General features: G+C 72.0%; 17 protein-coding genes and 1 pseudogene. 5 read left to right on the top strand and 13 right to left on the bottom strand.

The genetic code is table 11. The features are described 5' to 3' along the window. Window positions 1-4 precede the first annotated feature (4 nt). The 6 genes from HNR30_RS09110 to HNR30_RS09085 all read right to left on the bottom strand — a co-directional run bounded on the left by HNR30_RS09110 (window position 5) and on the right by HNR30_RS09085 (window position 6,783). On the bottom strand, window positions 5-958 hold the full coding sequence (locus HNR30_RS09110) for an ABC transporter ATP-binding protein (RefSeq protein WP_181609312.1): 954 nt from the start codon (window positions 956-958) through the stop codon (window positions 5-7). Next, window positions 955-1,914 carry an ABC transporter ATP-binding protein gene (locus tag HNR30_RS09105; RefSeq protein WP_181609311.1) on the bottom strand — a complete coding sequence of 320 codons (960 nt, stop codon included), beginning with the start codon at window positions 1,912-1,914 and terminating at the stop codon, window positions 955-957. The genes HNR30_RS09110 and HNR30_RS09105 overlap by 4 nt, the downstream gene beginning before the upstream one ends. Beyond that, entirely contained in the window at window positions 1,911-2,894 is a 984-nt protein-coding gene (locus HNR30_RS09100; protein ID WP_181609310.1) for an ABC transporter permease, read from the bottom strand. The genes HNR30_RS09105 and HNR30_RS09100 overlap by 4 nt, the downstream gene beginning before the upstream one ends. Beyond that, window positions 2,891-3,817 (bottom strand): ABC transporter permease, encoded by a 927-nt coding sequence (locus HNR30_RS09095; protein WP_312894302.1) that lies wholly within the window; start codon window positions 3,815-3,817, stop codon window positions 2,891-2,893. Before HNR30_RS09095 ends, HNR30_RS09100 begins: the two co-directional genes overlap by 4 nt. Beyond that, entirely contained in the window at window positions 3,814-5,469 is a 1,656-nt protein-coding gene (locus HNR30_RS09090) for an ABC transporter substrate-binding protein (protein WP_181609309.1), read from the bottom strand. The genes HNR30_RS09095 and HNR30_RS09090 overlap by 4 nt, the downstream gene beginning before the upstream one ends. A gap of 93 nt (window positions 5,470-5,562) precedes the next feature. Further along, complete coding sequence (locus HNR30_RS09085; RefSeq protein WP_312894301.1) at window positions 5,563-6,783, bottom strand: cytochrome P450; 1,221 nt, start codon at window positions 6,781-6,783, stop codon at window positions 5,563-5,565. 67 nt (window positions 6,784-6,850) lie between these two features. Between HNR30_RS09085 and HNR30_RS46715 the strand changes: the two genes are divergently transcribed. Continuing rightward, window positions 6,851-8,065 carry an FG-GAP repeat protein gene (locus HNR30_RS46715; protein WP_220133385.1) on the top strand — a complete coding sequence of 405 codons (1,215 nt, stop codon included), beginning with the start codon at window positions 6,851-6,853 and terminating at the stop codon, window positions 8,063-8,065. A gap of 12 nt (window positions 8,066-8,077) precedes the next feature. Here HNR30_RS46715 and HNR30_RS47485 read toward each other — a convergent pair. Further along, window positions 8,078-9,202 (bottom strand): annotated as a pseudogene (locus HNR30_RS47485) (MFS transporter); the annotation flags it as partial. Window positions 9,203-9,250: 48 nt separating this feature from the next. Between HNR30_RS47485 and HNR30_RS09075 the strand changes: the two are divergent. Beyond that, a complete protein-coding gene (locus tag HNR30_RS09075) occupies window positions 9,251-9,664 on the top strand; it encodes a helix-turn-helix domain-containing protein (protein WP_181609306.1) in 414 nt (137 codons plus the stop codon). Window positions 9,665-9,674: 10 nt separating this feature from the next. After that, entirely contained in the window at window positions 9,675-10,652 is a 978-nt protein-coding gene (locus HNR30_RS09070) for an aldo/keto reductase (RefSeq protein ID WP_181609305.1), read from the top strand. 1 nt (window position 10,653) lies between these two features. Here the strand turns inward: HNR30_RS09070 and HNR30_RS09065 are convergent, their stop codons facing one another. The 6 genes from HNR30_RS09065 to HNR30_RS09040 all read right to left on the bottom strand — a co-directional run bounded on the left by HNR30_RS09065 (window position 10,654) and on the right by HNR30_RS09040 (window position 18,727). Then, window positions 10,654-11,484, bottom strand: a complete 831-nt coding sequence (locus tag HNR30_RS09065; RefSeq protein ID WP_181609304.1) for an alpha/beta fold hydrolase — start codon at window positions 11,482-11,484, stop codon at window positions 10,654-10,656. Between the two features lie 41 nt (window positions 11,485-11,525). Then, window positions 11,526-13,028 (bottom strand): alkaline phosphatase D family protein, encoded by a 1,503-nt coding sequence (locus HNR30_RS09060; RefSeq protein WP_312894300.1) that lies wholly within the window; start codon window positions 13,026-13,028, stop codon window positions 11,526-11,528. 65 nt (window positions 13,029-13,093) lie between these two features. Next, window positions 13,094-15,580 carry a hypothetical protein gene (locus HNR30_RS09055; protein WP_181609303.1) on the bottom strand — a complete coding sequence of 829 codons (2,487 nt, stop codon included), beginning with the start codon at window positions 15,578-15,580 and terminating at the stop codon, window positions 13,094-13,096. A gap of 1 nt (window position 15,581) precedes the next feature. Further along, on the bottom strand, window positions 15,582-17,345 hold the full coding sequence (locus tag HNR30_RS09050; protein ID WP_181609302.1) for an HSP90 family protein: 1,764 nt from the start codon (window positions 17,343-17,345) through the stop codon (window positions 15,582-15,584). A 3-nt stretch (window positions 17,346-17,348) separates the two neighbouring features. Continuing rightward, the gene (locus HNR30_RS09045; protein WP_181609301.1) at window positions 17,349-17,918 is read right to left on the bottom strand and encodes an HAD family hydrolase; all 570 of its coding nucleotides are present in this window, start codon (window positions 17,916-17,918) and stop codon (window positions 17,349-17,351) included. Further along, on the bottom strand, window positions 17,915-18,727 hold the full coding sequence (locus tag HNR30_RS09040) for a hypothetical protein (protein WP_181609300.1): 813 nt from the start codon (window positions 18,725-18,727) through the stop codon (window positions 17,915-17,917). The genes HNR30_RS09045 and HNR30_RS09040 overlap by 4 nt, the downstream gene beginning before the upstream one ends. A 141-nt stretch (window positions 18,728-18,868) precedes the next feature. Here HNR30_RS09040 and arfB point away from each other — a divergent pair, with 141 nt between their 5' ends. After that, window positions 18,869-19,276 (top strand): alternative ribosome rescue aminoacyl-tRNA hydrolase ArfB, encoded by a 408-nt coding sequence (gene arfB / locus HNR30_RS09035; protein ID WP_181609299.1) that lies wholly within the window; start codon window positions 18,869-18,871, stop codon window positions 19,274-19,276. A gap of 89 nt (window positions 19,277-19,365) precedes the next feature. Continuing rightward, a complete protein-coding gene (locus HNR30_RS09030; protein ID WP_181609298.1) occupies window positions 19,366-19,809 on the top strand; it encodes a DUF4383 domain-containing protein in 444 nt (147 codons plus the stop codon). The last annotated feature ends 71 nt before the right edge of the window (window positions 19,810-19,880 follow it).

The following is a 19,880-nucleotide window of genomic DNA, read 5'->3' as shown; positions in this document are numbered from 1 at the left end:
GCGGCTAGGCGAGGTGGCAGGCGACCTGGCGGCCGTTCACCCCCCTCAGCTCGGGGCGGGACGTGCGGCAGATGTCCTGCGCCAGGTGGCAGCGCGGGTGGAAGGAGCATCCCGGGGGCGGCGCCTTGGGGCTGGGCGGGTCGCCGCGCAGCACGATGCGTTCCCTGGTGGCCTCGACGTCGGGATCGGGCACGGGCACGGCCGACAGCAGCGCCCGCGTGTAGGGGTGGGCGGGCGTGCCGTAGATCTGCTCGCGGGCGCCGATCTCGACGATCCTGCCGAGGTACATGACCGCGACCCTGGCGCACATGTGCCGCACCACCGACAGGTCGTGGGCGATGAACAGGTAGGCGAGGCCGAGGTCGGCCTGCAGGTCGGCGAGGAGGTTGACGATCTGCGCCTGGATGGAGACGTCCAGCGCGGAGACGGGCTCGTCGCAGACGACGAGGCGCGGTCCCGAGGCCAGGGCGCGGGCGATGCCGATGCGCTGGGCCTGGCCGCCGGAGAACTGGTGCGGGAAGCGCCCGGCGTGCTGGGCGGACAGGCCGACGCGTTCGAGGAGGTCGCCGACCTGCTCACGGGTGAGCAGGTCGCGCGGGCCGGAGACGATCTGGTGCACGGTCTGGCGGGGGTTGAGCGAGGAGAACGGGTCCTGGAAGATCATCGACAGGTCGCGGCGGATCGGCAGCAGGTCGCGCTGGCTGAGCCGGGTGAGGTCGCGTCCGCCGAAGAGGAGGCGGCCGCCGGTGGGCTCCAGGAGGCGCACGACCATGCGGCCGGTGGTGGACTTGCCGCAGCCGGACTCCCCGACCAGGCCCAGGGTCTCGCCCGGGGCCAGGTCGAAGTCGACGCCGTCGACGGCGCGTACACCGCCGCGGAAGGTCATCCGCAGGTCGCGCACGGACAAAAGCGGCTCGCGCGATGACGAGGGGTCGAGTTCGGTGAGCCGGGCGCTCATCGGGTGGCTCCTTCCAGGTGGCAGGCGACCCGTCGCTCCTCGCCGAGCAGCAAGGGCCGCTCCGACGTGCACACGTCCGTGGCGAGCGGGCATCGCGGGTGGAACCGGCAGCCGGGCGGGAACGCCGGTGGCGAGGGCGGCTGGCCGGGGATCGCCCGGAGCCTTCCGCCGTCGCCATCTCCCTCGGCGTCCCGCCCGGAACCGGGTATCGAGGCCAGCAGCCCCCGCGTGTACGGGTGCCGCGGCAGCTTGAAGAGCGGGCGCACCGGCGACTCCTCCACGCTGCGCCCGCCGTACATGACCAGGACGTCGTCGGCGACGCGAGCCACCACGCCCAGGTCGTGGGTGATCATGATGACCGCGAGCCCCCGCTCGGCCTGGATGCGCTTGATCAGCTCGAGGATCTGCGCCTGCACGGTGACGTCGAGCGCGGTGGTCGGCTCGTCGGCGATGAGCAGGTCGGGCTCGCACGCCAGCGCCATCGCGATCATCACGCGCTGGCGCATGCCGCCGGAGAAGCGGTGCGGGTGCTCGCCGGCCCGTTCGCGCGGCGAGGGGATGCCGACCTCGGCGAGCATCTCGACCGCGCGGGCGCGTGCCTCGCGCCGCGAGGTACGGCGGTGCAGGCGGTAGGCCTCGGCGATCTGCTCCCCCACGGTGTAGAAGGGGTGGAGGGACGACAGCGGGTCCTGGAAGATCATCGCCATCCGGTTGCCGCGCAGCCGCCGCAGCCGTTCGGCCGGGGCGCCGACGAGTTCCTCGCCGTCGAAGAGCACCGACCCGCTGACCGACGCCGTGCGGTGCAGCCCCATGACGGCCAGCGACGAGACGGACTTGCCCGACCCCGACTCGCCGACGATGCCCAGGGTGCGCCCGCGCTCGACGGAGAACGACAGCCCGTCGACGACCTGGACGCCGCCGAAGGAGACCGACAGGTCCGACACCTGGAGGATCACGTGTACCTCACCCGCGGGTCGATCACGCCGTAGAGCAGGTCCACGGCCAGGTTGGCGAAGGTGATGAAGAAGGCGGCCAGCAGCGTGACGCCGAGCACGACCGGCTGGTCGGACTTGCCGATGGCGTCGAAGGTGAGTTTGCCGAGGCCGGGCAGGCCGAACATGGTCTCGGTGATCATCGCTCCGGCCAGCAGCCCGCCCAGGTCGATGCCGAAGATGGTGAGGATCGGCGTCACGGTCGAGCGCAGCCCGTGCTTGACGACCACGGTGCGCTCGGGCAGGCCCTTGGCGCGGGCGGTGCGGATGTACGGCTCGGCCATCGTCTCGATCATGGAGGCGCGGGTGAGCCTGATGTACATGGCCGCGTAGAGGGCTGCCAGGGTGATCCACGGCAGCACCAGGGCTCCCGCCCAGGCGGCGGGGTCCTCCAGCAGCGGCTGGTAGTCGGGGTAGGGCAGCAGCTCGCTGCGCAGGATGACGAAGTAGATGAGCAGGGCGGCGATGAGGTAGACGGGCACGGAGGTCATCGTCAGCGCCGACAGCACGATGCCGCGGTCGAGCAGCGTGCCCTTGCGCACGGCGGCCACCACGCCCATCGCCACGCCGGCCACCAGCCACAGGGCGGCGGCGCCCGCGGCCAGCGAGGCGGAGGCGCCGAGGCGGTCCAGGAGCAGGTCCCAGACGGGGGTGGTGTACTGCCAGGAGTAGCCCAGGCAGGGCGCGGCGCACTCCAGCCCGGTCGTGCCGAGGGTGCGGCCGGTGAAGATGCCCGTCACGTAGGCGGCGAACTGGGCGACGACCGGCTGGTCGAGCCCCATGGCGTGCCTGACGTCGGCCAGGCGTTCCGGCGAGCAGGTCTTGCCGCAGGCGTCCAGGGCGGGATCGTCGGGCAGGAGGTAGAAGACCGAGAAGGTGATCGCGCAGATGGCCAGCAGGATCAGGGCCATGGCGCCGAGGCGGCGCAGCGTGTAGAGGATCATGAGGCCTCCTCCTTGGGGTCGAAGGCGTCGCGCAGGCCGTCGCCGAGCAGCGTGAAGGCGAGCACGGTGAGCCCCAGGAAGAAGCAGGGCACGGCCAGGTACATCGGGTCGGTCATGAACCAGCCGCGCGCGTTGTTGATCATCTGCCCCCAGGAGGGGGTGGGCGGCCGAACGCCGACGCCCAGGAAGCTGAGCGCCGCCTCCGCGCCGATGTAGGCGGGGATGGACTGGGTGGCGTAGACGAGGATCGGCGCGGTCAGTCCCGGCAGGACCTCCTTGCGCAGCACGTGCCCGGTCATGGCGCCGCCGACCCTGGCGGCCTCGACGTACTCCCGGTGCTTCAGGGTGAGCACCTGGCCGCGGGCGATGCGGGCGATCACGGTCCAGCCGAAGACGGCCATGACGGTCACCAGCAGCACGAGCCGGTTGACGTCGCGCACGACCGAGAGCACGGCGATCATGAAGATCAGGCTCGGGAAGGACATGAGCAGGTCGATCAGGCGGCTGATCACGGTGTCGACCCAGCCGCCCAGGTAACCGGCCAGCAGGCCGAGGGCGAGGCCGGTGACCATGGTGATCGCGGTGGCGGCCAGGGCGACCAGGAGCGAGACCTGCCCGCCGTACAGGACCCTGGCCAGCAGGTCGCGGCCGGTCACCGGCTCGACGCCGAGCAGGTGCTCGGCGCTGACGCCGCCCCACGCGCCGCGGGGCAGGCCGCCGAGGTCGGGGTCGATGGCGCTCTTGTCGAAGGTCTCGGGGGCCCAGCCGGTCCACCACGTGATCAGCGGCGCCAGCGCCGACAGCGCCACCAGGACGGCGACGATGACGAGGCCCGCCATGGCGGGCCGGTCGGCGCGCAGCCGGGCCAGCGCGAGGCGGCCCGGCGAGCGAGGGGGTGCGGCCTCGATCGGCGTGGTGGTCACGAGGACTTCTTCACGCCGATCGTCGCGTAGTCGGGCTGGGCGGCCCAGACCGGGTGGTTGGCCACGCCGGTGACGTTCTTGCCGAACAGGAAGCTGCGCTTGGCCCAGGCGATCGGGGCCATCGGGAGTTTCCGCATCACGGCCGAGTCGAGCTCCTGCCAGGCCTTGTTGGAGGCGGCGGGGTCCTCGATGGTGTAGATCTCGTCGATCTTCTTGTCGACCTCGCCGTCCTTGAAGAAGGCGGTGTTGCCGCTGTTGCCGGTCGGCATGACGTTGCGGCCGTCGAGGATGGGCGGCAGGAAGCTGGAGCCGTTGGGGTAGTCGGGGCACCAGCCGTGGACCGACATCTCGTCGGCCTTGGCCAGGTCGCCGGAGTGGTCGTTGAAGACGGCGCCGTCGACGGGGTTGAGCTCGACCTCGATGCCGACCTTCTTCAGGCTCTCCTGGATAGCCGTCTCGGTGGTGTTGCTGGTGGTGGTCGTGGTCATCTTGACCTTGAGCGGGAGGGCGACGCCCGCCTCGGCCAGCAGCGCCTTGGCCTTCTCCACGTCGCCGGCGGGCGGGATCGCGTAGACGTCCTGCTTGGCGCCGCCGGTCATGGTGGGCGGCAGGTAGGCGGTGGCGATCTCGGCCATGTTGGGCCCGCCGAAGGCGGTCTGGATCGCCTCCTTGTCCAGCGCGTGGTAGACGGCCTGGCGCACCTTCGGGTCGTCGAAGGGCTTCTTGGGGGTGTTGAAGCTGATCCAGTCGGTGCAGCCGGTCACCATCGTGACCAGGCGCTCCTTGGCCTGCGGGTTGGGCAGGATCTTCGACAGGCTCTGCTGGCCGACGTGCAGCCAGCCGATCGCGTTCGCGTCGTCGCCCGAGCCGGCGATGAGGCGGTCGGTGATGGTGTCGCCGTCCTGGCCCTGCTTGACGTGGATCTTGTCGGGGAGGGCCAGGCGCACCGGGTCGGAGGTGGCGTCCCAGTGCTCGTTGCGGGTCAGGACGAGTTCCTTGCCGCGCTCGTACTTCTCGATCTTGTACGGGCCGGAGGAGAAGGGCCGGTTGTCGTACTCGACCTTGGTGTCCTTGGCCTCGGGGACCGGGGAGAACGTCGGCAGCGTCACGGTGTAGGAGAACTCCCCGGCCGGGCGCTTGAGCTTGAAGACGATGGTCTTGTCGTCGGGGGTCTCGATCGAGTCCAGGTGCTCGCCGTCGTAGGGGCCCTTGTACTCCGTACCTCCGACCAGCAGGTTCTTGGCGTAGTCGGGGCCGCCGGTGATGTCGGGCGCCATCGAGCGCTCGACGTTGTGCTTGACGTCGGCGGCCTTGATCGGCGTGCCGTCCTCGTACTTCAGCCCGTCCTTGAGGGTGAACGTCCAGGTCTTGCCGCCGTCGGAGGAGGTGCCGAGGTCGGTGGCCAGGTCGGGCACGATCTCGGAGCTGCCCGCCTTGTAGGTCGTCAGCGTCCGGTACAGCAGGCGGGAGCCGAACATCATCTCCCGCATGGTCCAGTTGCGCGCCGGGTCCAGGTGGCTGAAGTCGCTGGTGGCCAGGACCGTGAGGGTGCCGCCCTTGCCGTTCTCACCGCCTGTCACGACCTCGGCCTTGGTCCCGCAGGCGGTGAGGGTCACTAAGGCGGCGGCCAGCAGGCCCGCAGATCTGCGCATGTGTCACTCCATAAGCGGTTGGGTGACACGTAACATAGTAATGTGAAATATTACTGACAAGAGTGCGTTATCAAGCCGTGTCCCTGGCCATGGCTAGAACGTGAACGCCTGGCGCCGCACGCTGTTGTCGAAGTTCGACACCAGCAGCTCGGGCTCCCCCACGGCCCTGATGTCAGGCAGGCGGGTGAGCAGCTCGCGGAACATCGTGCGCAGCTCCTGGCGGGCCAGGTTCGCGCCCAGGCAGAAGTGCGGCCCCGGACCGCCGAAGCCGACGTGCGGCTTGGTGTCGCGGGTGATGTCGAAGCTGTCGGGGTCGGGGAAGACCGCCTCGTCGCGGTTGGCCGAGCCGTAGAAGAGCACCACCTTGTCGCCCTTCTTCAGCTCCAGCCCGTTGAGCTCGTAGTCGTCGGTGACCGTACGGCGGAACTGCATGATCGGCGAGACGAAGCGCACCATCTCCTCGATGGTGTTGCCGATGTGCGCGTCGAAGTCGCTCGTCAGCAGCTCGCGCTGGGCGGGGTTGTCGGTGAGCAGCTTGATGCCGTGGGCCATGGTGTTGCGCGCCGTCTCGTTGCCCGCCACCAGCAGCAGCGAGAAGAACGAGCCGAGCTCGCGGTCGGTCAGCCTCTCGCCGTCGGGGTTGGCGGTGACGAGCGCGGTGACCAGGTCGGAGCCGGGGTTGCCGGTGCGCTCGTGGCCGAGCCTGATCACCAGCCGCTGCAGGGCCAGCAGCGCCAGCACGTTCTGCCCGGCCATGGTCAGGCTACGGAAGAAGCTGGGACGGATGCCGCTGTAGGCGGTGGAGACGTCGACGTGCTTGTGCACGCGTGCGCGCTCGGCGTCCGGGATGCCCATCATGTCGCAGATGACGTGGATCGGGAGCTTGGCCGCCACCTGGCCGACGAAGTCTCCGGGCGCCAGGTCGTCGACGATCCTCGCGCAGGCCGCCTCGATGTCGCCCTGCAGGTTGGCGAGCATGCGCGGGCTGAAGGCACGCGAGACGATCCTGCGCAGCCTGGCGTGGCGGGGGTCGTCCATGTTGACCATCGACTCGCCGAAGACGTACTTCACCCAGCCGGGCGGCTCGGGGTTGGTCACCGCGGGCTCGCTGGAGAAGACCTTGGCGTTGCGGCTGGCCTCCACGACGTCGGCGTGGCGGACCAGGGCGTAGAAGCCGCTGCCGGAACGCAGCAGGGGGACCTTCTTCTCGGGGAAGAACACGGGCTTGTCGAGCTGGCGCAGCCGCGCGAACGCCTCGTAGCGCTCCTTGAGCGGTTTGCGCCAGAAAGAGAGGTCCGCGAGGTCGATGTCCACCCGCCTATCCTGGCACGTTCCCTGATGGTTAACGCCTGGTTCGGGGTCGGCGGGAATCCTCCGGGACATGAGCGCATCAGTTGCCGCCCTGCTCGCCGCCGCCGTCCTGACCTCGCCTGTCACCGATGCCCGAGCCTGCTCGGGGCTGCCGCACGACTTCGACGGAGACGGGCGCGCCGACCTCGCGGTCGCCGCGCCGTACGAGGAGGTGTCCGGCCGCACGCGCGCCGGCGCCGTCACGGTCCTGTACGGCTCCGGCCGCACCGACAAGCTCACGCAGGACTCCCCCGGCGTCACCGGCGAGGCCGAGACGGGCGACTCGTTCGGCTCGGCCCTCGCGGTGGGTGACTTCGACGGCGACCGCGCCGACGAGCTGGCCATCGGCGCGCCCACGCACGGCCGCGGCGGCGCGGTCTTCCTGTACGGCACGCGCGGCGCGAAGAAGCTCACCCAGGACACCCGCTGGATCGGCCAGGCCGGACGGATCACCGACCAGTGGGGCGCAGCCCTGACCGGCGGCGACTTCGACGGAGACGGACGCGCCGAGCTCGTCGTGGGCGCCCCCGCCGACAGCGTGGTGCTCGACGGCCAGGGCTCGGTCACCGTGATCGACGTCCGCGCGCGCCGTGCCTCGCTCCTCACCCAGGACAGCCCGGGCCTCAAGGGCGAGGCGGAGAAGTGGGACTCCTTCGGAGCGGCGCTCACCAGCGGCGACTTCAACGCCGACGGCCGCGCCGACCTGGCCGTCGGCTCGCCCGGTGAGGGCCTGACCGCCAACCAGCGGGCCCTCGACTACGGCGACGGCATGGTCCACGTCCTGTACGGCACGCGGCGCGGCCTGTCGTCGCGACGCGCCGAGGCCTGGTCGCAGAACGCCCTCGACGGCAAGCCGCGCTACTTCGACCGGTTCGGCAGCTCCCTGGTCGCCGCGGACTTCAACGGCGACGGCGACGACGAGCTGGCCGTCGGCGTGCCGGGCGAGAGCGCCGTGCAGGTGCTGGCCGGGACCCGCTCGGGCGGGCTCACCCGGCGCGGCAATCTGCTCATCAAGGGGTCGGGACGCGATTTCGGCGCCTCGTTGTCTGCGCTGCGCGCGGGCTCGCGCCATCGGGCGCTGAGCGCGGCCTCACCCGTGTACGCGCTGGTCGTGGCCGCACCCGGACGTGGGGTCGTGACCATCGTGCCGGGGGCACGCAGGCCCGGCGCCTTCCCCGGCCTGCGCCCCGGTCAGGCCAGGAGGTTGTCCAGCGGGGCCGGGCTGTACGGGTTCGCGTTCTCGTGAACAGGTGATCAGGGCCGCCAGCATGGCGACCGCGCAGGCGGCGTTCAGGGCGACGGGCAGGCCCGCCGCCCCGGCCAGCGCCGGCCCGGCGATCGCGCCGAGCACCGCGGCTGCGGCGTCGGCGGTGAGGAACGCCGAGCTGACCCTGCCGAGCAGGCCGGCCGCGGTGGTGCGCTGCAGCCAGGTGTACAGCGCCACGGGCACGAGGGCTCCCGGCACGCCGACCAGGAAGGCGGCGGCGATCGCCGGGCCGTTGACCATGGCGAGGAAGGCCAGGGCGACCAGGGCCTGGGCGGTGGCGATCAGGGGGCGGGCGGGGAAGCGCTCGACGAGTCTCGCGCTGATCGGGGCGCCGACGAGGAAGCCCAGGCCGAGGGCCGACAGCAGGTAGCCGAGCTCGGTGGTGCCGCCCAGGCGGGCGAGGGCGAAGGGGACGAGCAGGGCGGTGAGTGCCGCGTTGGCGAACAGGTAGAGGGTGTGGGACGCCAGCAGCACCCGGGCGGGGCGGGGCAGGTGGAAACGAGACGGCCTGGGTGGCCGATCAAGGGGCCGGTCGAGGGGCCGGGCCGAAGGGGTGCGGGTGCGGGCGATGGCCGCGGCCGACAGCAGGCTCGCCGCGACCGAGACCGCCACGACCGCCTCCAGGTTCCCCCGGGCGGCGAGCAGGCCGCCGACGGGCGCGGAGACCAGCCCGACCACCCCCGCCGTGAAGGCGCTCAGCGCGTTCGCCCGCGGGAGCATCGCCCCCTCCCCCACCACCGAGGGCAGGTGCGCCTGGGCCGCGGGACGGAAGGCGGTGGCCGCCGCGCCCTGGACGAGCACGGCGGCGTATACGATCCACAGCCGCTGGGCGCCGGAGGCCAGCGGCAGCGAGGCGATGGCCGCCGCGTGGAGCAGGTCGGCTCCGATCATCAGCCGCCTGCGGTCCCACCGGTCGGCGAGCGACCCGGCGAGCGGCCCCAGCAGCAGGATCGGCAGGTTCTCCACCGCCAGGGTCAGGCCGGTGGCGGTGACGGAGCCGGTGAGGCTGTGCACGTGGGCGGGGACGGCGATGACCAGCAGCCCCGCGCCGAAGGCGGTCGCGGTGCGGGCCAGCCACAGCAGGCGGAAGTCCGGGATGCGGAGAACCTGGATCATATTCTCAGAAGATAGCCATCATCAGTATTATTCTGTCAAGATAGCTCCATGGATCAGGTCACGCTCGGTCGCGAGCTGCGCCGCCGTCGCGCCGCCCAGGGACGCACGGTCGCCTCGGTGGCGACGGACGCCGGGTTGTCGGTGCCGTATGTGGCGAATCTGGAGAACGGCCGGGGCAATCCGACGCTGTCGGCCCTGGCCAGGCTGGCCGAGTCGCTCGGGGCCCGGCTGAGCGTCACCTTCGGAGATGACGACGACGAGCCCAGGGAGCCCTCGCCGCGGTTCTTTCGCAGTGCCCGCTTCGAGCGGGAGGTGGCCAGGCTGGGTGAGCAGCGCCGCGCCGTCCTGGTGGAGGCCCTGGCGGGAGCGGCCCGCGCGATCCCGCGCGAGCTCGACGACGCCGACTGGCAGCGGCTGCTCGACGCGGTGGTGCTGATCCTCGCGCATCCGGCCGAGCGGTAGCCTCGGCGTCATGGAGCAGCGCGTATTGGGCAAGACCGGCCGCCGGGTCGGTGTCGTGGGACTGGGAGCCTGGCAGCTCGGAGCCGACTGGGGCGAGGTGAGCGAGGCCGAGGCCCGCGCCACGCTGGAGGCCGCCGTCGAGGCCGGGGTGAGTTTCATCGACACCGCCGACGTGTACGGCGACGGCAGGAGCGAGCAGATCGTCGGCCGGTTCCTGCGCGAACACCCGGATCTGACGGTGGCGACCAAGATGGGCCGCCGCGTCGCCCAGGTGCCCGCGAACTACGTCATGGACAACTTCCGCGCCTGGAACGACCGCTCGCGCGCCAACCTCGGCGTCGACACGCTCGACCTGGTGCAGCTGCACTGCCCGCCCACGCCGGTCTACTCCAGCGACGCGGTGTTCGACGCGCTCGACACCCTGGTTGCCGAGAAGCGGATCGCGGCCTACGGCGTGAGCGTGGAGACGGCCGACGAGGCGCTGACCGCGATCGCCCGCCCGGGTGTCGCCAGCGTGCAGATCATCCTCAACGCCTTCCGGCTCAAGCCCCTGGAGCGGGTGCTCCCGGCCGCCGAGGCGGCGGGGACGGGCATCATCGCCCGGGTCCCGCTGGCCAGCGGGCTGCTGTCGGGCCGCTACGACGAGTCGACGACGTTCGGCCCCGACGACCACCGCACCTACAACCGCCATGGCGAGTCGTTCGACGTCGGCGAGACCTTCTCCGGCGTCGACTTCGCGACCGGCCTGGAGGCGGTGCGCCGGCTGGCGCCGCTGGTGCCGCCGGGTGCGACGATGGCGCAGTTCGCGCTGCGCTGGATCCTCGACCAGCGTGGTGTGTCGGTCGTCATCCCGGGGGCCCGCAACCCCGGCCAGGCCAGGGCCAACGCGGCGGCGGCCGGGCTCGCCCCGCTGCCCGGGGAGGTCCTGCGCGCGGTGTCCGAGGTCTACGACGAGCTGATCAGGCCGCAGGTGCACGACCGCTGGTGAGTCACCTCAGGAAGGCCGAGACCGTCGCCACGAACGTCTCCGCGTCGTCGACCCACGGGTAGTGCCCGGCGCCGGGCTGGAGCGCCTGCCCGGCGGCGGGGAAGAGCGCGGCGAAGCGCGCGACCACGACGGGCGGCGAGTTCATGTCGTGCTCGGCCGCGAGCACGAACACCGGGGCGGTGAAGGCTCCGAGCGCGGCCCGCGTGGCCTCGGGGTCGTAGGCGCCCTCGCCGCCGAAGGTCGCGGCGGCCTCGTCGTTGCGCTGTCCTTGCTGGGCGGCGAGGTGGGCGCGGGCCCGGTCGTCCCAGCGGCCGTAGAAGAAGGGGTCGATGGCGGTGAAGTCGGCGCTCTCGCCCGCCACGATGGCCCGCAGCGCGGCGTAGGCTCCGGGGAACCAGGGTTCGTGGGCGCGCAGCCTGGCCAGCTCCAGCCGGTCGTCGCCGGTGGCGAACAGCCCGGCGGCCATGGTGCTGGGCGTGATGAAGGCGGCCCGCCGCACCCGCTCCGAATGCCTGCCCAGGTAGAGGGCCGCCAGGTTGGCCCCCGCGCAGTGCGCGAGCAGGTCGAACCGGTCGAGGCCCAGGTGCTCGCGCAGCGCCTCGACGTCGCCGACCATGCGGTCGCAGCGGTAGGTGGCCGGGTCGTCCGGCGTGCCCGACTCTCCCGTGCCGCGCGGGTCGAGCAGGATGAGGCGCCGGTGTTCGCGCAGCCCACCCAGGTCGCCGAGATAGGCCGAGCCCTGCATGCCGCCCGGCAGGCAGATCAGGGGTTCGCCCTCGCCGATGGCGCGGAAGGCGAGCACGGTGCCGTCGGGCGCGGTGAAGGCAGGCATGGCGCAGATGGTGGCATCCGCGCCCCGATCAGGGCAAACCGTTATCGGGCCGGGGCGGCCGGGATGGTGACGCTGTGCGCCGTGCGGGCGGGCGCACCCCGGCGCGAGATGTGGTCCAGCGTGCGGAAGCGCGCCGACAGCTCGGTGGGGCCGACCCGGCAGGTGAGGTAGCCGCGGCGCTGGTCGATGAAGGCGATGTGCGGGTTTTCCGCCAGCGACTCGGAGATCCAGGCCCGGTCGCGGTAGCCGTCGCCGTCGCTGGCGATCGAGGAGGCGACCAGCTCGCGGGCGACGGCGGGAGAATCGGGGTCGTCGAAGTCGAGCTTCAGCTCGGCGTCGTGGTGCATGTGGGCGTCGCCGGTGAGCACCACGGGGTTGGCGGTGCCGCGCAGCAGGCCGAGCAGGCGGGTGCGTTCTGCGGCGTAGCCGTCCCAGGAGTCGAGGTTGACCTCGCGTCCCGGGCCGCGCCGGTAGTCGCGCTGCATCATGAGGATCTGCTGGCCGAGCAGGTTCCACTGGGTGGTGGAGGAGGCCAGGCCCTGCGTCAGCCACGACCACTGGTCGTCGCCGAGCAGGGTGCGGGTGTCGGCCAGGCGCTCGTCGCATCCGGCGCGCACGCCGTCGAGGCACGCCTGGTCGTCGCGGAACTGCCGGGTGTCGAGCAGGTGGAAGCGGGCCAGCCCGCCCCAGGAGACGCGCCGGTTGACGCGCAGCACCGCGCCCTGCAGCGAGGCGCGCCGCAGCGGCATGTTCTCGTAGTAGGCGCGGAAGGCGTTGGCGCGGCGGCGGGCGAAGGCGGGCGCTCCGGTGCTGGAGACGGGCCCGGCCCAGTTGTTCTCCAGCTCGTGGTCGTCGAAGGAGACCAGCCATGGCGCGGTGGCGTGGGCGAGCTGCAGGTCGGGGTCGCTCTTGTACTGGGCGTGCCGCAGCCGGTAGTCGGCCAGGGTGGCGCACTTGCCGGGCGTGTGGGTGCGCACCCGCCCGGCCAGGGCGGTGTAGCCGGAAGGCCCGTATTCGTACATGTAGTCGCCCAGATGCAGGACGAGGTCGGGTTCCTCCTCGGCCAGGCGCCGGTAGGCGGTGTAGTAGCCGTGCTCGTAGTGCGCGCAGGCGGCGACGGCGAAGTGCAGGGGCGACAGGCCCGTGGGTGTGGTTCTCGTACGGCCGGCGGGCGACACGTGGCCTTGGGCGCGGAAGCGGTAGAAGTACTCCCGGCCCGGCTCCAGCCCGGTCAGCTCGACGTGCACGCTGTGCGCGTCGTGCCAGCGGGCCTGTGCCGTACCCGACCTGACCACGCGGGAGAACCGTTCGTCGGTGGCGACCTGCCAGGAGACGTCGAGGTCGCGTGAGGGCATGGCGCCGCGGCCGTTGACGCCGAGCGGGTCGAGCGCCAGGCGGGTCCACAGGACGAAGCCGTCGGCCGACGGGTCTCCTGAGGCGACGCCCAGGGTGAAGGGGTCGCGGGCCAGAGCGCGCGGGTTCGCGGTGGTGGGAGCGACGACGAAGGGCAGCGAGGCGGCGGCCAGGAAGGATCTGCGGTCCACGATCCAGGTATGTCCACCCGGGTTGACGCGGTCGTGACAGCCGCGTCAACCCGTCGTGAACAGGCTCAGTCCATCAGGCCGTCGATCAGATCCGTCACGGTTTCGACGGCTCCGTCCTCATCGAGCGCGGCGAACCGGTCGCGTGCCCGCTCTGCCGCCGCCAGGGCCTCCCCGGTCCGCGAGAGCCCGGCGAGGATCCTGGCCTGGTCGTAGAGGGCGACGGCCAGCTCGAAGGGCTCGTCGGTGCCCTCCAGGGCGGCCACGGCGCGCTCGGAGGTCTCCAGGGCGGGCGAGCCCGACCAGAACAGCGACAACGCGGCCCTGCGCAGGGCGATCGCCGAGGCCGCCGGGTCGTCGGGCAGGTACCGGTCGGAGGCCAGCGTGAAGGATCGCGCCGCCTCGTCGTCGCGGTCGAGCTCCTCCAGCAGGCGCCCGGCCATGTCGGCGGCCCTGGCCGACTGCCACGGGTTGTCGTACTCCTCGATCAGCGCCTGGAAGTCGACCAGCGCGCCCTGCCGGTCGCCGAGCATCCGCAGCGCGTGGGCGCGCACCCAGCGGGCCTGGCAGCGCGGTTCCGCGGCGTCCGGCTCCAGCATGGCCAGCGCCTCCTCCGCGGTGACGGCCGCCTCGCTCGGCCGCTCGGCGGCCAGGTAGGCCGCGGCCAGGTCGGCGCGCAGGTGCGTGGCGGCCTGCCGCTCGCCCAGGGCGGTGAAGGCGGCCACCGCCTCGACGAGGTCGTCGACGGCCTCGGCAGCCCTGCCCACCTCGACCAGCACCTCGCCGCGCCCGGCGTGGGCCATGGCGCGCAGCTCCGGCTCGATGCGCCGGCTCAGCGCCTCTGCATAGGCGCCGAGCAGGTCGTCGAGCTGGCCGCCGTGGTGGCGGATGAGCTGGGCGTGCAGGAGCGAGGCCCTGGCCAGCTGCCCGGTGTGGCCTTCGGCGCGCAGCGCCGCGCGGGCGGAGCCGAACAGCTCCAGGGCGCGCTCCGGTTCGACCATCCGGGCCAGCAGGGCCAGCGATTCTCCGTCGTCGTGGCCCTCGAGCAGCGCGACCGCCTCGTCGAGGCGTCCCGCGCGGGCGTAGGCCTGGGCCAGCCGCAGCCGGGAGGCCGCGCGCTGGCTCGGGGTGCCGTGCTCGGCGAGGTAGGCGTGCGACGACTCGACCAGCGGCAGCCCTTCTTCGCTCAGCAGCCCGAGACGGCCGAGCGAGGCCTGGGCGAGCGCGGGGTCGGCGTGCAGCTCGGCGGCCTTGCGCCAGTGCCGCTCCGCCGCCTCCGGGTCGCCCTGTACGGCTGCCGCCAGCCCGAGGCCGTCGAGGCGGCCGGCGTTGAGCTCGCCGCCCACCTGGTCGTAGCGCTCCCACGCGGCGAAGGCGGCGGGCAGGTCACCCGTCCGCCAGGCCTGCGTCGCCAGCTCCAGCAGCTCCTCGGGCGAGTGGCCCACCGGCGCGACCACGGGCGGGGGCGGCGTCACCCGGCGGGCGTGCGGCACCAGCGGCACGTAGTCGGCCAGCGGTTCGCGGGCCAGCCTCCCGCGCAGCGCGTCGCCGACCCCGGTGGTGCCGTTGCGCGCGTCGAAGCGGTCCGCCAGCTCGAAGGCCCGCCGTTCCAGCCGGGCGCGCAGCTCGCGCACGGTCGTGTCCCCGGCTGCCGCGAGCCCCTGGCCCAGCGACTCCAGGCGGCCGAGCAGCAGCGCCGCGCACGCCGAGAAGGACAGTTCGGCGTAGGGCGAGGGCGGGCGCTCCAGCAGCGGCAGTTCGCGCTGGAGGATCTCCAGCCCCCTGCTCTCGTTGCCGGACAGGGCGCAGAACTCCAGGTGCCGCCCGATCTCCAGCAGGTTGTGCACCTGGCCGGCGATGATCCGGTAGGCGCGCAGATGCGCCGCCGCCGCCTCGGCGTGGCGTCCGGTGCGCAGGTACGGCAGCAGCAGCTCGGTGAGGATGTCCTGCGGCTGCTCCGTGCAGGTCAGCTCGCCCGACAGCACCGGCTCCGCCAGCGCCACCGCCTCCTCGTCGCGCCCGGTCCAGGCCAGGTGGGCGACCTGGCCGGTCGGGTCGCACCCGGCGCAGTCGCTCATCTCGTCGCGCGGGGTGGTGACCCAGCGCCGGTAGCACTCCTCCGCCGCCTCCCGGTCGCCCAGGTGCCTGGCCAGGTAGGCGCGCTGGGCGTGTACGGCGTGCAGGCCGTGGCCGGCCTCGGTGTAGCGGCGCTCCATGTCGTCGAGCACGTCCAGCGAGCGCTTCAGCGGGATCTCGGGGAAGCTGCGGGTGTCGCTGGCGATCCACTTGAAGTGCCACAGCAGGGTGTCGTGGAGGCCGCCGGTGTAGAGGCCGGGGTCGGCGTCGCGGGCGGCCAGGTTGCGGGAGAAGACCGCGAACGACTTGCCCGGCTCGCCGCCGTGCTGGTAGGCGCCGGTCAGCTGGAGGCGGGCGAAGAAGAGCAGCTCGGGGTCGCCCTCCGCCTCGGCCTCCTTGACGGCGCGCTCCAGCAGGATCGCCTTGGCCTCGCCGTACGGCAGCTCGCGTGCCTGCTCGAGGAGATCGTGCGCGGACATGTCACTTCACCGCCCAGTCGAGGAGGCCGAGGAACGAACGGTTCAGCGCCGCGGTGTCGGCCGCGCGCAGGGGGTGGTGGCCGTGCAGCAGCGCCATGCCGTACAGGGCCTCGACCGCGGTGGTGGCCAGCGCCGGGTCGACGGCGCAGATGCGGCGCACCAGCGGGTTGCGGTGGTTGAGCACCAGGCGGGGCCGCTCGGCGGTGCGCTCCAGGGCGCCCAGCACGCCGGCCCACAGGTCGTCGGCCTCCTCGCGGGCCTCGCGCAGTTGCGCCTGGTGCTCGGCGGCGCGGCTGGTCAGGTAGAGCGCGGGCAGCGACGCCGGGTCGAACTCCCGCAGGACCGGCTCGCAGCCCAGCGCCTCCAGGGCCTTGGCCGCGGCCTGGAGGAAGGGGCGGGCGGCCAGTTCGGTGGCGGGATCGACGGGCCCCAGGTGGGTGGCCAGCTCGGCGGGGTCGAGCCTGGCGATGCGCGCGTCGAGGCGTTCGAGCCGCTCGATGATGTCGCTGTCGTAGACGTAGCCGCCGTTGACCAGGCCCACGCCCTGCGCCTGCGACACGGCCGCGAGCTGGCGGAACTCGTCGACGCTCGCGGTGAAGCGGCCTCGCGGGTGGCGGGTGCGGAACTGGGCGAGCGTCATCGGGCCGTCGCTGGTCTCGAACTCCAGCCACCGGTCGACCAGGCCGAGCAGGTCGTCGTCGTGGACGGCCAGCGCCTTGACGCTCAAGGCGTGCAGGCGCAGGAACGCGCGCAGCGCCTCGGGGTCGGTCTCGGCCAGCCGGACCAGCCAGGCGCGCAGCTGGCCGCCGAGCTCCTCGCGCACGTGCTCCAGCAGGTCGTCCTCGTAGAGCGCCTCGCGGCTGGCGGTCGGGCGCAGTTCGCCGGCGTCGACGACGCAGCGGGCGAAGAACGCCCATTCGGGCAGCAGGCCCTCGGCGCGCTCGGTGAGCAGCATGCGCTTGAGGTAGACGCGGTGCGCGGTGCGGGTGCCCGGCCCCGCGGTGCTGGGCAGGATGAACGCCACGCCGCTCAGCCCGGCTCCGGGGACGTTCAGGTCGAGCACGTCGAACGGGGTGAAGCCGAACGTGCGCCTGCCGTACTCCAGGAGCCGCTCGCGCCGTTCGACCGGGCTCTGGCCGTCGAAGGCCCAGGGCAGGTCTGGCTCGGTGGTGCGGCGGCCGTTGACGGTGACCTCGATCGGCAGGAGCCGGCCGTAGAGGGTGGCCAGCTCGGCGACGGTGCGCTCGGCGACCCACTCGGCGGCGTCGGGCCTGGTCCTGAGGGTGACCGTGGTGCCGGGTTCGGCCCTGTGACGCGCGGCGGGCGCCACGGTGTAGGTGCCGTCGTCGCGGCCGGTCCAGCTGACGGTCTGCTCGGAGTGGACCGAGCGGGTCTCCACGTGGATCTCGTCGGCGACGAGGAAGCCCGACAGCAGGCCGATGCCGAACTGCCCGAGGAACTCGTGGCGGGCGAAGCCCAGCTCGTCGCGCTTGGAGGAGCGGCCGATCGTGGCCAGCAGGTTGTGCACCTCTGCCTCGGTCAGGCCGATGCCGGTGTCGTGGACCCGGATGCCGTCGCCGTCGACCTCGATGCTCACCCGCGCCGGCGCGCTGGAATCGTGCGCGCGCCGGGCGGTGATCGCGTCGGCCCCATTCTGCAGGAGTTCGCGCAGGTAGACGCGAGGGCTGGAGTACAGGTGGCGGCTCAGGAGGTCGACCACTCCGCGCAGGTCGACTTGGAAGGCGTTCTCCACCCGCAGCACCATAGTTCACATAAGAGACAAATGCTCACGCAATTGATCAGCCCCCGTGAACAGCACGCCCGTGAGCCCGGCCCGGTTGGCACCCTCCACGTTGTCGGCGCGGTCGTCGATGAAGACGATGTCCTTGGTGCCCAGCTCGGCCGCCACGTGCTCGAAGATCTCCAGGTCGGGCTTGACCATGCCGAGGCGGCCGCTGTAGAAGCGGCGCTCGATCGCGGCGATCCACGGCAGCCGGTCCCAGCCGTCGGCGGTCGAAGCGGGCGCGTTCGACAGCAGGCCGACGCTGGTGCCGCGCTCCTGCAGCTCGCGCAGGATGGCCAGGGTGCCCTCGTTGGGGGTCGACCAGGCGGCGATGTCGAGCTCCACCAGGCGCTCCACCTCGTCGTCGTCGACGTCGCGGTCGAGGGTGTGACTCCAGTACTCCCACGAGTCGAGGTCGCCGCGGTCGTAGTCGAGGCGCCGCCGCCAGTAGGCCTCGTGGAACCGCTCGGGCTCGAGGCCGGTGTGCCCGATCAGGGGCCACAGGTCGGCGTCGGCGGAGATGACGTTGCCGTAGTCGAAGACGATCCAGGTCATGCCACGTATGGTCGCAGAAACTCGGCGAGGGCTCCGCAGCCCAGGTACTTCTCCACCGTGTGGAAGTCGAGCCAGTCGAGGTTGACCAGCTGCTCGGTGTCCACGCCGGTGAAGCAGCCGGCCAGCTGGGGCGGGATGGCGGCGATGTCGTGGCGGTCGGCGATGTTCACCCAGCGTTTGACGCCCTTGGGGCGGCAGCCCCTGCCGTTGACGGGAGCGGGGAGCAGGCGCTCGAAGACCACGTTGCGCATGCCGAGAGGGCTGCCCAGGGTGATGAGAAGATCGACTTCCAGGTCGGGGTTGGCCCACAGGGTCTCGTAGGCCACGACGCTGCCCAGGGAGTGGGCGATCACCACCTTGGGCCGGTTCTTGCGGATGACGTGGGCCACGGTTTCCTGGCACTTCGTGCGCTTGTCCGGGTTGGTGAGATAGGTCGCCACCTCCGGCACGAACCGCATCGCGAACGTCACGGCGCGGGGTTTGCGCAGCACCCACCCGGTGACCCCCGCCAGGATGGCGGTCAGGTGCTCGCCCCAGCCCGCCTGCTTGGCCCAGCCGACGAAGAACTGCCGGGTCCCGGCGTCCATCTTCTCCGGCGCCGGCTCGTCCTGGTCGTCGGGGCCCTCGTGCAGCAGGTGCGCGAAGTAGGCGACCTCGGAGACGTAGGTGCCGCGCGCGCTCTTGAGGCAGGGGTGCAGGTAGCGGTCCCACTTGAGCCGCATCGCGTCCGCCGCGCCCTCCGCGGAATGACCCGCGGCCCGGTAGTACTTGTACTTACCGATCCCATGCACACCGACGATGGCCCCCACAGCCACTCCCCTCACTGACGTGTGCCTGGATCCTGACACTTGCCGATTGCAGCCCGCTTAACACGAAATTTCGTTGCACAGCGGGTATGTCATCGAAGTACGGTGGCATCCGCTCTGAGAACCCCGGAGGGAGGAACCCCCATGCCAGGCCCGCTGATCGTCAACGACTCGGTCGCCATCCCCGACACCGAGCTCGTCTGGCGTTTCTCCCGCTCGTCAGGACCCGGCGGCCAGGGGGTCAACACCACCGACAGCCGGGTGGAGCTCTCCTTCGACGTCGCGGCCACCACGGCGCTGAGCGACGCGCTGAAGGAGCGCGCCCTGGCCCGGCTGGGCTCGCCCGTGATCACGATCGCCGCCTCGGAGTTCCGCTCGCAGCTGCGCAACCGGGCCGCCGCCCAGGAACGCCTGGCGCAGCGGCTGCGCGAGGCCATCGCCCCGCCGCCCAAGCGCCGCCGCCCCACCAAGCCCAGCAAGGGTTCGGTCGAGCGCCGTCTGACGGCCAAGAAGCACCGCTCGGAGCTCAAGCGGCTGCGCCGAGAAGACTGAAACCGTTCCTGATCGCCTCAGGTGGGTAGTCGGATACTCCTGTCCCCCGGGCCATACCGGCGGGCGCCCGACTCCAGGCTGGAGAGGCCATGACGTCACCTCGGGCACGGATCGAAAGAACGCCGCTGCAGATGGCCGCCCTCGTCGTGGGCGCGGTCTTCCTGCTCGTCGGCGTGCTGGGCTTCATTCCCGGCATCACCACGAACTACGACGACCTGCACGCCGCCGGGCACCAGTCCGACGCGTTGCTGCTCGGCATCTTCCAGGTGTCCATCCTGCACAACATCGTCCACCTGCTGTTCGGCGTCGCCGGGATCTTCCTGGCCCGCACCTGGTCGGGCGCGCGCGGCTTCCTGCTCGGCGGAGGGGTGATCTACCTCCTGCTGTTCCTGTACGGCATGCTCGTCGCACAGAACAGCGACGCCAACTTCGTCCCGGTCAACACCGCCGACGACTGGCTCCACCTGGTCCTGGGCGCCGGGATGATCGTCCTGGCACTGGCGCTGAGCAGGCGCAGGACCGCTTTGCGGTAGACGGAAAGCCCAAACCCCACCTTTTTGGGTCTTTTCCCTCTGACCAAAGCGTCGGACTCTCGGTTCAGGCA

The organism is Nonomuraea soli, from assembly GCF_013761175.1.
Taxonomy (GTDB): Bacteria; Actinomycetota; Actinomycetes; order Streptosporangiales; family Streptosporangiaceae; genus Nonomuraea; species Nonomuraea soli.
Note: the sequence above shows the minus strand (reverse complement) of the source record. Positions and strands in the feature narration are given on the sequence as shown.